Source organism: Tepidibacter mesophilus (genome assembly GCF_002724055.1).
GTDB lineage: Bacteria > Bacillota > Clostridia > Peptostreptococcales > Peptostreptococcaceae > Tepidibacter_A > Tepidibacter_A mesophilus.
In genome coordinates, this window is the sequence record NZ_BDQY01000015.1 from 25,771 (window position 1) to 39,546 (window position 13,776).

A 13,776-nucleotide genomic window follows, 5' to 3' on the forward strand; every position below is an offset into this window, starting at 1 on the left:
TTTAAATAATTATCAAGAGTAGATATATTATAATTAATATAAAAAATCAGGTGAGTTAGTCTACCTGATTTTTTATACTTAACTGAAATTTATATTATAGATAATTAGCATCGTTTAATAATTTTATAAAATGTTCTACATCTGAAGTAGGTTTGTTACATGAAAAATCTTCACATACATAAGCTGTTGTTTTATCATCAATCATACCTTGATTCTTTATAAAAGGTACTTGATTATATAACTCTGGATTTTCATCATTGAGGATAAAAGTTGTGAATGGTAAAAAACTATCATTGATATTCCTCAACATATTTTGTGTATCTTTATTCCCTCTATCTCCTGCTATAATAACTTCCTTTGTAGCTATGTTAGCAAATAGAAATGCGATGATGAAATAACTATATGAGCTTGGATTTTCCTGAACCTTTCCACTGAATACATTAAATTGTAGCATAGCTTTTTCCTCTAATTCTGCATTTCCTGTAAGTTTTGCTAATCTTAACATGTTCATAGTAGCTACAGAATTGCCTGAAGGAGTAGCTCCATCATAGATTTCTTTTGGCCTTATGACTAATTCTTCACTGTCTTTCCCAGTTATAAATAATCCACCTTCATTTTCATCCCAAAATAAAGTTATCATATCATTATTTAAGTCTATAGCATTTTGAAGATATAATATATCAAAAGTTGTTTCATACAATTCTATTAATCCCCAAATCATAAATGCATAATCATCAATTGTCCCTATATGAGCTGCTTCACCATCTCTATATCTTGCTAATAATCTACCATCTTCTCTTTTTAAATTATTTAATACAAAGTCAGCTGCTTTTTTTGAGGCGTTAATATAATCTAAATTATTTAGAACCCTTCCTCCATATGCCATGGCAGCAATCATTAACCCATTCCAAGAAGTTAATATTTTATCATCTTTATGAGGATGTATTCTATCTAGCCTATATCTAAATAATTTATCTATACATTTATCTAATTTCCCTTTCAACTCTATATTATTCTCAATTTTATCTAAAGAAGTATTTATTAAATTCGGTATACTCTTTCCTTCAAAATTCCCCTCCTCTGTTATATCATAATACTTACAGAATAATTCTTTATATTCTCGTCCCAAAACTAACTCTATTTCTTCTACGCTCCATACATAAAACTTGCCTTCTTCTCCCTCTGAATCTGCGTCTTCTGCAGAATAAAACCCACCTTCTCCCGAAGTCATATCTCTAATAACATAAGTAAATATTTTATCTACAATTTCTTTATATCTATTGTTTCGTGTCAGTTGATATGCTTCTAAATATGCAATAGCAATTAATGCATTGTCATACAACATTTTTTCAAAATGAGGTACTAACCATTTTTGATCTGTAGAGTACCTGGAAAAACCAAATCCTATATGATCGAAAATACCTCCTTTGTACATACTGTCTAATGTTTTTTCAACAATTTCTAATGCTTCTTTTTTTCCTGTAGCTTTATAATACCTTAATAAAAATGAAAGATTATGAGTAGTTGGAAATTTTGGTGCATTCCCAAACCCTCCATATATATTATCAAACATATCCTTCATTTCACCAAATATATCATTTATAACATTCTTTGGCATCTCACTTTTTTCATTTGTAAATAATGATTCCGAAACTACACTATAAATATGTTGACTAGATTTTTCAACATCTTCTCTTTTTTCACTCCATATATTTAAAACTTCTTCCAATATATCTATTAGACCAGGTCTTCCATATTTACTTTCTTTAGGAAAGTATGTTCCTGCATAAAAAGGTCTTTTTTGTGGTGTCATAATAATAGTAAGAGGCCATCCTCCCTGTCCTGTTAAGGTCTGACAAAATGACATATATATAGAATCAATATCTGGCCTTTCTTCTCTATCTACCTTTATTGAAATAAAATATTTGTTAAGAATATCTGCAACGTCATTATCTTCGAAACTTTCTCTTTCCATAACATGACACCAATGACATGTAGATATTTGTAAGTCCTCAAGAGTACCCAATAGACAAGAATATTGGTTTATCCTCTTTTCTAGCCTTTTCAAAGGCTTCTTCACTCCAGCTATGCCAATCTACTGGATTATAAGCATGCTGTAAAAGATAAGGACTTTTTTCATTTATAAGTCTATTGGGCTTTCTGTTTGGATTCATAATATCACCTCCCTAAGATTATATTCATCCTTATAATACCCATAATTAAAAAACATATTATATTATATTTGTATATATTGTAATCAAAAAAAATAGCAGGCTAATACCTGCTAAAGATAAATATTAATAATTTATAATGTCTAAATAGATTTATTTCCATAATCTCTATCCTCACTATTGAAGTTATATTTTTTGAACTCTATTCCTATTCTTGCATCTAATACATCACAATCTTCTTCTGTATGCCACAATATATCGTTGATAATAAATTTTAACTTAAAATTATTTTATTCTGTATTCAGAGTATCAAAATTTTCAATAGTATAATCCACCTCTTCTATCAGTTCACTACAATCAACTTTTTTTACACCTTCTATATCATCTTTTATGTTAGATTCTTATAACTCTTAAATAAACATTTATAAATACAAAAAATACTTAGAACAAATGCCCCAATTTCTAAAAATATATAAATAATAATTTTTCTTTTTTTTGTCTTAACAGGCTACTTCAATACTTATAGAATTTCTTCATTAGATTATAATTGTTATAAGTTGGTAAATAAAAGTTAATAATAACTATATATATAAATAGATATACAAACTATTATGATAATCTGGATAAGAGGGTGAAAGTTACATGGGTACATCAGTACAAAAGTTTATTCATTATATAAAGCTAGAGGAACCTGGAATATATATCTTCATTAATAGACATACCAAAAAGTTTTATGTTGGAATGTCATCTAACTGTATTTTTGATAGAATAAGGTCACATTTACGTGGAAGCCACAATAATCAGATAACAACATTAGCTAATGATATAGCTACAGGTCTATATATATTTACTATTGATGATATGAATTTTGATAATATTATAGATTTTGATAGCGAACTAAATTTTATTGAATATAGTTTTATTAGATATTTAACAGAAGAAGGATATGAGAGCATTAATAAATTAAGAGCTTTTTCACATAATATTAGAAATAAGTATGAAGAATGTGGGCGATATTCTAATATAGATAACATAATTAGCTTTGATGTTAATTTATTCAAAGGTGGCTTTAGAGAACTTATTGTAGATAGAAGTTGTGTAAATAGCTTTAAAAGAAAAAATGACACATTACAATCTAGGCTTTATTGGCAGGTAGAGGAAAATAAAAAATTAAAAGAAAAAATTATTTCTTTGAAAGACCAAAAAAACAAAGATAATTTTAACCAATATCTTAGTTTAACATCTAAAATTGAAAGTTTAGAAATTGAAAATAAACATTTACAAGACAAAATTAAAAATTTAGAAATTGAAAATGAACATTTAAAATACAAACTAGATAATAGTAATAAATTAAATACCTCATTATATCAAAAAAACAATGAGAAGATACAAGAAATAGAAGAAAAATACAACAAGGAAATGTATGAAAGTAATAAGCATATTGAAAAATTAAGATATAAACTTAATTTTAAAGAAAATACCCCAACGCTAAACAAAGTAGTGAAAAATTCATTTTTAGATTCAATAAAGAGAATCCATAAAAGATTTAAAGAAGCAGAAATTTTTCTGAAAAAACCAACTCATTATAAACATTATAATGATAAGAAAGTAAAAGAAGTCCATAATGAATATAGAAAAGAATTAAATCGAATTTCATTATCATTAGAAGATATTATTAAAGGAGAAAATATATATTTTAATTTATGTGAATATACAGAACAAAAACATATAGATAAAACTATAACATTTTGTATGCTAATGTTTAACCAAGCAGTACTATTAGAAGAACTTGTACAAACTTTTATAGAGCATAAAAACGATACTAATGGTAAGGAAATGATTATCATACAGCTTAAACCAATATATATTAGTAATTTAAATACATATATACATGAATTTAATTCACTAATACATAATTGGCAAGACAATGTAATTTAATAAATATCGTCACAAGTGGATGTAGCTAGTTAATATTAAACAGGATGAAGTTAAAAAGGTTACTACTTATCCTCCTAATGAACAAGAATATGGGTTTATACTCTTTTCTATCCATTTCGAAGGCTTCTTCACTCCAGCTATGCTAATGTAGTAAATTATACGCATACTGCAAAAGATAAGTACTTTTTTCATTTATAATTCTATTAGGCTTTCTGTTTTGATGTATAATATCACCTCCATAAATTCAATTTTCAATAATATAATACAAAAAAATAAAGAGATATCATAAATAAATTATCTCTAAATCAACTTCATCATCTTGCCTGTTATAATAGATTTTATTTACTATAGCTTTTAATAAGTCATTTTGTTCTTTTGGAGTAGTAGCTTTATTCCAATTATTTTTAAAATATTTTATTCTATCCTCTAATTCATCTGTATTTAATATTCTTATTTTCCCTATTTCTTCTTCCAAATTAATAACTTCATTTTTCAGTTTTTCAATATCTTTCTCTACTGGTTCTTTTCGATTTAAAAACTGTTCTAAAGTATATACTCCCTTTTCATAAGCTTCCATTATTCTCTCTAGTTTTTTCTCATTCTTACTTAAGTAGTTTTTCTTTTGGATTAATAACACTTTATTAACATCTATTTCTTTTGAACTTTTCTCCATCTCTGTTAGTTTATCATCTATCAAGTAATTGTTTATTACATTACTATATAATACATCAAATAACTCTTCTGATAATTTCACACCTCTTTGCACACACTTATTCCCATAAGGATCTTTATAAGTACATTGTAAATATTTAGCTCTATATCCTCTTTTATCTTCTTTTCCTATTACTATTCTCATACGCTTACCACATTTTTTACAGTATACTAATCCACTTAATGCAAATGTACCTTTTCTACTCTTTCTAGGTATCTTTTGATTTCTATTCATAATTTCTAGTATTTTTTTATGCTCATCTTCCGTTTTTAACTTTTCATGCTCACCTACGCCTGTGCTCCATTCACTCTTATCTCTTTGTTTAATAACCTTTTTACGTCCTTCTCTATCTTTTCTCCATTCATTTTTTCCATAAGTAACAATACCCATGTGCAACTCATGTAATAGTATTCTCTGTACTGTATTACTGCTCCATAGCTTACTGTTCGGTGAAGATATGTTTTGATTATTAAGGTAAAACGATATAGCCTCAAACCCATGAGTACCTGATAGATACATATCCTTAATTGATTCATATACTTTACGTTTTTCTTCATTTACTACTAGTTTACCCCAAATTTGCTCTTTTCCCTTTGCATCAATTGAAACCTTTTTAATATATTCATATGGATATGGCGGAGTTCCATTTGTCCAATTACCTTTTTTAGCTCCTGCCTTTTTTCCATTAATAAGTCGCTCTATAATTTTTTTTAACTCCATATGCGAAAATGTACCTTTGATTCCTAATAATGCATTTTCTCCTATATCACTAACATCATAAGTTTTTGTAGGAGTTATTATAGGTATATTAGCATAATTTATTACCTCTATTATCTCTCCCAATTCTCGCATATTCCCCCTTGTTAATCTATCTATATCCATTACTAATATACCATCATATAACCCCTGCTCTATTAAGTCTAATACTTTCTGCATTTTTGGTCTATTTGCTAACCTCTCTCCACTTACCACTTCCTCAAATACATTGTATTTCCAGCCATTTTTATTCGCATACTCAACCAACTCAAGTTTATGATTATCTAATACAGTCATATCATCTCCTCTTGATTTTCTTAAATATATAACTACATTATTAATTTCCCTTTCCATTACATCCCCTCTCCTTTATAGCGTTTTTTAGTTTTTTATAAACAATAACTTTTGCCATATGCTAACAACAAGTATTGAGATTATAACGCTCTTCGTCTTTCTTTAACCCTTATCCTTATGTTATTTAAATTTACATATATAACGGTATTCCGTATCATAATTATATTACGGAATACCGTTGCATTCAAGTTTTTTTTAATATATAGTAAACTTATAAAAAATGTCTACTTACTACTCTTAACCGAAACTATTGAAAGGAGGGACTCTTTTGCCTGTAAAACTTCGATTAAAAGAAATCTTAGAAGAAAAGGGAGTATCTCAAAGAGAATTAGCAAGAATGATGGATACTCGTCCTGCTACTATTAGCCATCTTTGTTCTGAAAAATCTAAATCTGTGTATTATGAAACACTAGACCAGCTTTGTAAAACTCTTGATGTCCATTTACATGACCTTATAGTTATGGAAAATGACTGATAAATCCTATCCGCCGCCTCAGGCGGAAGCGTGACTCTGATTAAATGATTCTATTTTCTTTTTATATGATTTTTATTATTGAATATTATTAGTGTCATGTTTTATGAGTTACTTTTATATTTTCTTTCGTTTTAAAAAATATTTTTTTCGATATAGCGAAATATTCTTTTACAACTGAAATTTTTTTTCGTTCATCACTTCAATAGAGCAATTTCGACTACTTAACGCAAATTATTTTTGCTATTTTTTGAATTTTTTTGTTATATATCAAATTCTATTTTTCTCCATCACCACGATATCTAGGTAGCACCTACCGAAATTAATAACAAAATATCCAACAATCATAAAGAAATTAGTTTTAGTTCTAACATGTAAATTTTGTACTTCAGGACTTCTATAATATCCTCCTTTAAAATTTCTATTTTAGGTTATCAGTGGATAGCTTATTTCTTATAATACTATTTCAGGATATTCCCTGTTAAATTCTTCTGTCACCGCTTCACTGAATTGACCGAGTATTTCTTGAAAAATTGTTAACCCATTTATATTGTTATAAAACTGTTGCATTCCCAAATAGCTTTTATATTCTTTACAAAGTAAATTCAATTTTTCAATGTAAATATTACTTTTTAAAATACTTCTTATAAACTCATTGCTTTGTCTGTCTGATAATAACCCTGTTTTACTTATTGTACCTCTAAATCCATGTAATACTTCTGATAGTAGAATATACGGATTCAACTCAAGTCCATCAGGCAAATAGTATGTATTGTTACGCCTTCTCTTAACAATGAGGAATTTCTTTGCTTCTAGCTCTTTCATGTTAGCTTGTACTGTTACATGGCTCATTCCACAATTTAAAGCTATATCATCAATTGATGGATAACTATAATATTTATTCCCCATATAACTCACTAAATCAAACAGTATTATTTTTGGTGTACTGCCTAGATTTAAGCATCTTGATATTTTATGAGGTATAGGTGTATAAAGTGTATGGTTCTCTATCAACTCATTGTTCTGTGCTAGTTCCTGCATATAATTCCATCCTTTATTTTTTGAGATTTCTTTATTTTGTTTCATAGTAACGCCTCCTAAATTATATTAATTGTATAATTTCCCTTACTATATGGTGAACGTGGCTAACCTTTTACATGTACCGTCCACAATCTATTTAAGGGTAATTACCTCTTACATGCTAAAGGTCGATCCTAACGTGTGTTTTGTTGCATTAATAATATTATTATTTTTAAATAAGTCGTTCTAATAAAAAATTATAAGCTTTACTAAAAACAAAGAAAACTAAATTTGATGAAAATAAAATCAACTAGGGAAGTACATAATACAATATTTACAAAAAACGTAATCCTAATAATACCTATTATGTAGGTATTATTAGGATTACGTTTATATTTGATGAGTTTAGTGTTCCATTCATCAATGGAGTATCTGTTACTATATAAAAAGACAGCTACCTATTATGGATAACTGTCTAAATATTAATACTCTAATATAAAGATATGATTTTTAAACTTCAGCTCTTAAATAAAATTTAATTTTTCAGACATATCAAAAATTACCTAACCTTCATAATTTAATTACTTACGATATAGCTTTACCACTCACTCCACGTGTGTTGACTGTTGTATGTAATCAAATCTTAAAAAATATAGTGCGACGGTATCCTCAAATATAATATTATATATTTGAACAAATAAATTTAATAATCATATGCTAGGTAACTAAATGTTGTTTGGATTGACTCTACTGGTTGTCTATACATTCGAAAAGCTTTAAAACGTTCTTTCAATACTTAAACAATCATATATTTCAGTAATAATTTGAGGAATTTGATTACTTCTAAAGTAAAGTATCCACGTTCTTTCATCTAGCAAATATCCATCCATCTTCTTTTTTAAATCTCGTCTATCAGTAAATACAAAATTATTTTCTCTAAATACAATACTAAGAAAATATAATTTAGTAATGTAAATAAAAAAATGTGTGGTCTCTACGCTAAAATTATCTTTCCAAACATATCTTGATTTTAATAAATTATTTATAGCATCTTCTAATTTTCGATGTGCCTCATCAACATCTTTTAACTCAACAATTAAATATGTTATTACTGAATTTAAACAACTACTATAAAGAATTTCATTTAAATACTGTCCTTCTGTTAATACTTTCTCATTAAGTTGTTCCCACTTTTCATATATTATTTTACAAAACAAATTAACCTTATCACTACCTATCGAATACTTATCTAAGTATATCAAGAATTGTTTATTATCTTCTATTGAATGTTTATATTGTGTAACCTCAATAGAGTTAGCATATATTTCAATAAAAGACTTATCTAGTCTTGACAATGTAATCCCCAAAGCTTTATGAAAATCTATAAATTTTTTATAATAAGTAAGAGACTGTATAAAAAATTGTTCCTCTACAATAGAAATTCGCTCTAGTATATTAGCTATTTTTTCTATATAATTTTCAGGCATTTCTTTGTTTTTATACTCAGACAATATTTGTCTGATAACCTCAAATAAAATCCATTTATTATTAATTCTATCATCTAGTCCCAATTTAAGTTGTTCCTCTAAGTTTAGAGAAGACAAATAAAACTTAATGTCTACAGGTTTCTCTTTACATTTAATAATATCAATAAGTGCATCATAATCTATAAAATAAAGAAACTCAATCAATCTATTATTTATTCCTCCAAAATAGATATCACGTCCTCTTTCCAATGCATCTATAAGGTTATATACTTTATTGATGTTATTTTCTTCTAATCCAATTATATACTCATCAATAAATTGTCTTTCAGAATAAGGTAAATCATCGTATTTAGAAACCTTTAATTGAAGGTTTCCTAGTAAGTTTTTCAATTTCGTAGAAACAACCTTTATTTGACTCTCATCAAAATCAGATTTACTAATTAGGTCGCTAAAATCAATATCAAAATAACTGATTACCAATAAAAACACTATAATAATATTTATATCCTCTAGAGACTTATTTATAATATCTACTAATTTATTCAATACATTTTTAGCGTGAATTATATCCTGTTTTTTTATTTTATTATCAAAATAACTATATTTATATTGGTTGATAAAACAGAGCTCTCGATTTAATAATTCATAACAATCTTGCAACACTTCATTATTGTTCATAACTATTGATTCTAAGCTATTTTTTCTTACACTATTAGTCAATTCTTTAAAAAATACCTCAACGGGAGTTTTAATTGACATATCGTTTTTTAAATTAATCACTTCACTCATAAAGTTTTCATATAATTTATTTTCATTTTTCATTTTTTCCTCCATACAATGCATTCTGGATTATTTAGCTCTTCCCAAAGTTCATCAAAAGCATCTAATATTATTTGCGCATTATCAACCTTTTGTAAAATATGATGTTCCTTACCTATGGAATTGACAGATGTTCCTAATGACCATGCCAAAGGGCGCCCATTTTTCGAAGGAAATATTAGAAATCTGTCATGAAATTTCCATCCAAATTCACTATGCTGACATCTAAACTCCATGTTAATACCTACGTTATTACTGTTACTTTCAAACCCATTTTCTTGGGTTTCTTTCCACTGTTGAAAGTCATTTTTACTATTTACAATATTGTTTTCTATATTTACAGAATCTAAATGAACTTTTTTTGTTCTTTTTACATAAGAGCCTATTGCTCTCAGTTTAACTCCTCTTATTTCTGAATAGTATAACGTATTTACAATATCTTGATAATCAAGAAAAGGGTCCCATAAATAAATTCCGTATGTTCCATGTTTTTTAATCAAAGTTCTAATATCATGCAATGCTTTATTTCTTTGATTAGCATTTTTACCGTATTGAACAAAAAATAGACTCCTTTCCAATTTTTTCTTCTCATTCTCGTAAACTCTATTTGAAATATGCGAAAAATAATCTTTTTTTTCACTACCTGAATCAATACCTAAAGATTGTAATTCTATTTGATCTTCATTTAAAAGATTCCCTTCTTTATCAAAATACTTTACTATCCTTTTTTCAGAATGTTGAGTAGACATAAAACCTTTAAATGAAAACCCCTTCATAAAACTACCAGACAAATAAGCTACTATTAATTGGTTTTGACAATTAAATATTATTATATCATTATTCATGTTTGAATTTCCTGAATGTATGTTATTGCTAGCATTAGTAATATCTCTACTATATCCAAACCCTATTATACTAGAATCAAATTCACTCAAAACTTTAATACAAAAGTTTGATTTATCAATAACTTTTGTATGCCATCCATTATCCACATGTATACCGTTCCATTTTTCTAAAGAACTATGGTCTATTATTAATAAATTACTGGGAAATTGAAATATTATATTTCCTATTCTATCTCTAATATAACCCAAATCAATAGGTATCAAGTTATTTACATGTACACATAATTGATCAATTTCATCCTTATCTAGTAAATGATTTAATATATATTTATCTTCATCAAAAAATTCTAATATATAAGAGCCACTATAATAGTTGTTTTTTAATATTGAATTAAGTGGAACATCAAGAGTTCCATTTGGTTTAATAAACTGTTTTGGAACTGGTTCTAAATTACTTATTTCTAATTCATTTCCTCCATGAGACCACTTATTTTCATCAAGTAAAATATTAAACATTTGACGACATTTTTCAATGTCCTCATAATATTTAATTATTCCCATTGATACATATTCATTAATTTTTATTAATTTATCTGTTAAAAAAGTTTCCTTATTGTTTTGAAAAGGTTTCTCTTCTAAAACTACACTTGTGTAAAAGTTGTATGTTTTCTTATTTCTTTTATCATACAAAAATATTGTTAAAATTTCACAGCTTTCATAAAACCCTAAATTACTGGGATTAATAAGCAAATTAAAGTCATTTATAATACTTTGCTTCATCTCTTCCCCTCCTCAAATAGTACATGAATTGCTATTTGACCTACACTTACAGTTTTTGTTCACCCTATTTTGTAGGATAAAAATTGTCAATAGTTGTATTAGCACTTAATATACAAACATTATAATAATTTACTGGAATTTCTTTTTCCACTATATCAGTTCGATATTTTTGATAACTAATTTGCATTGAATTTTCTATGTACGTCAATAATTTGTGCGTTGTCATCTTTCCTTCAAACACATGACTAAGGCTTTTTAGTACAATAACCTTTTTTGTTTCCCCTCCTCTAACTATTGAAGGCAGTTTTTTTGAAATACAATTCATTAATATACTATCATCTACTAAAGTTACATCATCCTTTTTTTCAACTTCTCCTAACTTACATGAATAAATTACAAACCTATATACACGTCTTGGTTTCCAATCATGTCCTAACTTTAATGCCTCTCTAACGTAATGTATGTTTCTATCATAAAACGTACTTATGCGTTTTATCTGAGCGATATCCTCTAACTTTTTATTCTTAAACTCAAATCTTTTCCTCGGTGTTAGAGGTTGAAAGTTTTTCTTGCACTCACATAGAAATAGGTCTTTTCCTATAACGAAAGCCAAATCACACTCGTATTCGTTTCCCTGTTCGTCATTCTTTTTGATTCCACTAGCAAATATTCCACTTTCTCTAAATTCCTTAATTAGTTCTTTTTCATAGTTACTACCTTTAAATGCAATGTTATATCCTTTTCTCGACATTAACGAAATTAAAGAAATTGAAGCTTGAATGCTACAAGCATATGATGGCATAGTCAACACTTTATTGTCTTCAAACTTTATAAATGGACTATCAAATAAATCTATTGAATCTTTAGTAAAAATAAAATCATTTATCATACGTCTAGCATTGTCAGAAGCTATTCCATATTTCATAAATTCATCAACCCACTCATCAATAGTTAGTATAAGAAACCACTCTTTAGGTTTCATTTCTTCTGAGAATGTTTTTTTATTCAAGAAATCTTCATTTTTCTTCTTTATAATAGAATATGCTCTAATCCACTGACTTAAGGGTATTCCATTACACATTTCTTCTAACGTTTCTGATGAAAAATATGTTCCACAAGTGTGGATATCTGCTAACTCAGCTTTATGTAAAGCTACATTAGGGGGTAATTGTTTAGTATTTTCATCAATTTTAATCTTCTTTTTCAATCCTTTGAACCCTTCTACAATTCTTTCATTTTCAAAACGTTGTAATTCTATATTTTTATTTAAAAATTCCTTTTTGTTTACAGGTAATATTTTAAATAGATTATTAGATTTTATTTCTATACTATAATCATCAAACTTCCATTGCTCAAATAAGTTAAATACAATCTCTCTTATATCTATTACCTCAATATGCTTAATTGAATTTATAATATATTCAGTCTGTATTTCTTTGTCAATTATGCAATGTTTAAATTTTCTATTTTTATATAAATATTTATGGAATAAAAGGGCTTGTAGTACTTTACACGATGATCTCATAATATGTTCTATCATGCTTGTAAATTCTTCAATAGATAAATCTTTCAAATTCTTATTACAGTCTCCAAATGCTCTCCCCATATCTATATTTAATAAATATTTATCTTTATTTCTAGAATTATTAATTTTTATATCGTTTAATGTCCTTATACAAGCTTCTAATATCAATAAAAATGAAAATAGTTTATACTCATCTGGTATATCTTTTAATATTTCAAATTCTTCTTTTGAATAAAAATCAGAAAACAGCAAGTTCAAACACTTCACTTGCTCGATATATTTATTTAAAATTTTTTCATTCTCAGTATCTTTCTCTACATATTTTTTTAATAAATCAATAGATTTTCTAAAAAGCTCCGTGTACCTTCCTTTTTCTCCATATTGATTTATACCAATACCTGTAGTCTTTAACGCTTTAGTTGCACTTTTAATTCCATAATTATCAACAGTTTCTTTTAATATTGTAAGAAACTTACATGTATCAGATAAATTATTTTCTAACTCTCTAAATATTCCATATATTTTATACATATTAACTATCATTCCTTCTTCTGTGCTCAAGGCACAAAAATTAATAAAATTGTTTAAATCACTTTTAACCTTCTTTACTTTCTCTATGAGTTCTAATGGCTATTCCATAAAAAATTATAAACCAGAAAATGAGACTTCCTATACCAATGTTATGAGGATCACCTTCAACAAACTCATTAATAATATAAATCACTGTTCCTATTGCAGTAAATACATTCAACAAAAATCCCCATAAGTTTTTTTTAAAAGACAGTATCCCACTCACTATAAATATCATAGCAAATATAACTCCATAAATATATTGTGACCTACCATCCCCTAATGCAGACAAGCTATCCTCTATAAAAAAGCCCCTATAAGAAGTGA

General features: G+C 27.0%; 10 protein-coding genes. 2 read left to right on the forward strand and 8 right to left on the reverse strand.

The genetic code is table 11. The features are described from left to right. Positions 1-94: 94 nt before the first annotated feature. Positions 95-1,975 (reverse strand): thioredoxin domain-containing protein, encoded by a 1,881-nt coding sequence (locus Tmeso_RS10125; RefSeq protein ID WP_334293202.1) that lies wholly within the window; start codon positions 1,973-1,975, stop codon positions 95-97. A gap of 37 nt (positions 1,976-2,012) precedes the next feature. Continuing rightward, positions 2,013-2,174: a DUF255 domain-containing protein gene (locus Tmeso_RS17085; RefSeq protein ID WP_330400341.1), complete on the reverse strand. Its 162-nt coding sequence runs from the start codon at positions 2,172-2,174 to the stop codon at positions 2,013-2,015. Between the two features lie 639 nt (positions 2,175-2,813). Here Tmeso_RS17085 and Tmeso_RS10130 point away from each other — a divergent pair. Beyond that, positions 2,814-4,109, forward strand: a complete 1,296-nt coding sequence (locus Tmeso_RS10130) for a GIY-YIG nuclease family protein (RefSeq protein WP_099190806.1) — start codon at positions 2,814-2,816, stop codon at positions 4,107-4,109. A gap of 283 nt (positions 4,110-4,392) precedes the next feature. Here the strand turns inward: Tmeso_RS10130 and Tmeso_RS10140 are convergent, their stop codons facing one another. Continuing rightward, positions 4,393-5,931 carry a recombinase family protein gene (locus Tmeso_RS10140; RefSeq protein WP_099190808.1) on the reverse strand — a complete coding sequence of 513 codons (1,539 nt, stop codon included), beginning with the start codon at positions 5,929-5,931 and terminating at the stop codon, positions 4,393-4,395. Positions 5,932-6,199: 268 nt separating this feature from the next. Here Tmeso_RS10140 and Tmeso_RS10145 point away from each other — a divergent pair, with 268 nt between their 5' ends. Beyond that, the gene (locus Tmeso_RS10145) at positions 6,200-6,406 is read left to right on the forward strand and encodes a helix-turn-helix domain-containing protein (protein ID WP_099190810.1); all 207 of its coding nucleotides are present in this window, start codon (positions 6,200-6,202) and stop codon (positions 6,404-6,406) included. Between the two features lie 450 nt (positions 6,407-6,856). Here Tmeso_RS10145 and Tmeso_RS10150 read toward each other — a convergent pair whose 3' ends face one another. From Tmeso_RS10150 to Tmeso_RS10170, 5 genes are all read right to left on the reverse strand, one after another. Then, complete coding sequence (locus tag Tmeso_RS10150) at positions 6,857-7,489, reverse strand: helix-turn-helix domain-containing protein (RefSeq protein ID WP_099190812.1); 633 nt, start codon at positions 7,487-7,489, stop codon at positions 6,857-6,859. A gap of 710 nt (positions 7,490-8,199) precedes the next feature. Next, on the reverse strand, positions 8,200-9,732 hold the full coding sequence (locus Tmeso_RS10155; RefSeq protein WP_099190814.1) for a hypothetical protein: 1,533 nt from the start codon (positions 9,730-9,732) through the stop codon (positions 8,200-8,202). After that, entirely contained in the window at positions 9,729-11,354 is a 1,626-nt protein-coding gene (locus tag Tmeso_RS10160) for a VPA1262 family N-terminal domain-containing protein (RefSeq protein ID WP_099190816.1), read from the reverse strand. Before Tmeso_RS10160 ends, Tmeso_RS10155 begins: the two co-directional genes overlap by 4 nt. 64 nt (positions 11,355-11,418) lie before the next feature. Further along, positions 11,419-13,440 (reverse strand): hypothetical protein, encoded by a 2,022-nt coding sequence (locus Tmeso_RS10165; protein WP_187296309.1) that lies wholly within the window; start codon positions 13,438-13,440, stop codon positions 11,419-11,421. 34 nt (positions 13,441-13,474) lie between these two features. Further along, positions 13,475-13,741: a hypothetical protein gene (locus Tmeso_RS10170; protein ID WP_099190820.1), complete on the reverse strand. Its 267-nt coding sequence runs from the start codon at positions 13,739-13,741 to the stop codon at positions 13,475-13,477. Between the last annotated feature and the right edge of the window lie 35 nt (positions 13,742-13,776).

Excerpts from the sequence above, each read along its gene's own strand:
- Tmeso_RS10125 (WP_334293202.1), bottom strand. The coding sequence starts at position 1,975 with ATGGAAAGAGAAAGTTTCGAAGATAATGACGTTGCAGATATTCTTAAC.
- Tmeso_RS17085 (WP_330400341.1), bottom strand. The coding sequence starts at position 2,174 with ATGAATCCAAACAGAAAGCCCAATAGACTTATAAATGAAAAAAGTCCT.
- Tmeso_RS10130 (WP_099190806.1), top strand. The coding sequence starts at position 2,814 with ATGGGTACATCAGTACAAAAGTTTATTCATTATATAAAGCTAGAGGAA.
- Tmeso_RS10140 (WP_099190808.1), bottom strand. The coding sequence starts at position 5,931 with ATGGAAAGGGAAATTAATAATGTAGTTATATATTTAAGAAAATCAAGA.
- Tmeso_RS10150 (WP_099190812.1), bottom strand. The coding sequence starts at position 7,489 with ATGAAACAAAATAAAGAAATCTCAAAAAATAAAGGATGGAATTATATG.
- Tmeso_RS10155 (WP_099190814.1), bottom strand. The coding sequence starts at position 9,732 with ATGAAAAATGAAAATAAATTATATGAAAACTTTATGAGTGAAGTGATT.
- Tmeso_RS10160 (WP_099190816.1), bottom strand. The coding sequence starts at position 11,354 with ATGAAGCAAAGTATTATAAATGACTTTAATTTGCTTATTAATCCCAGT.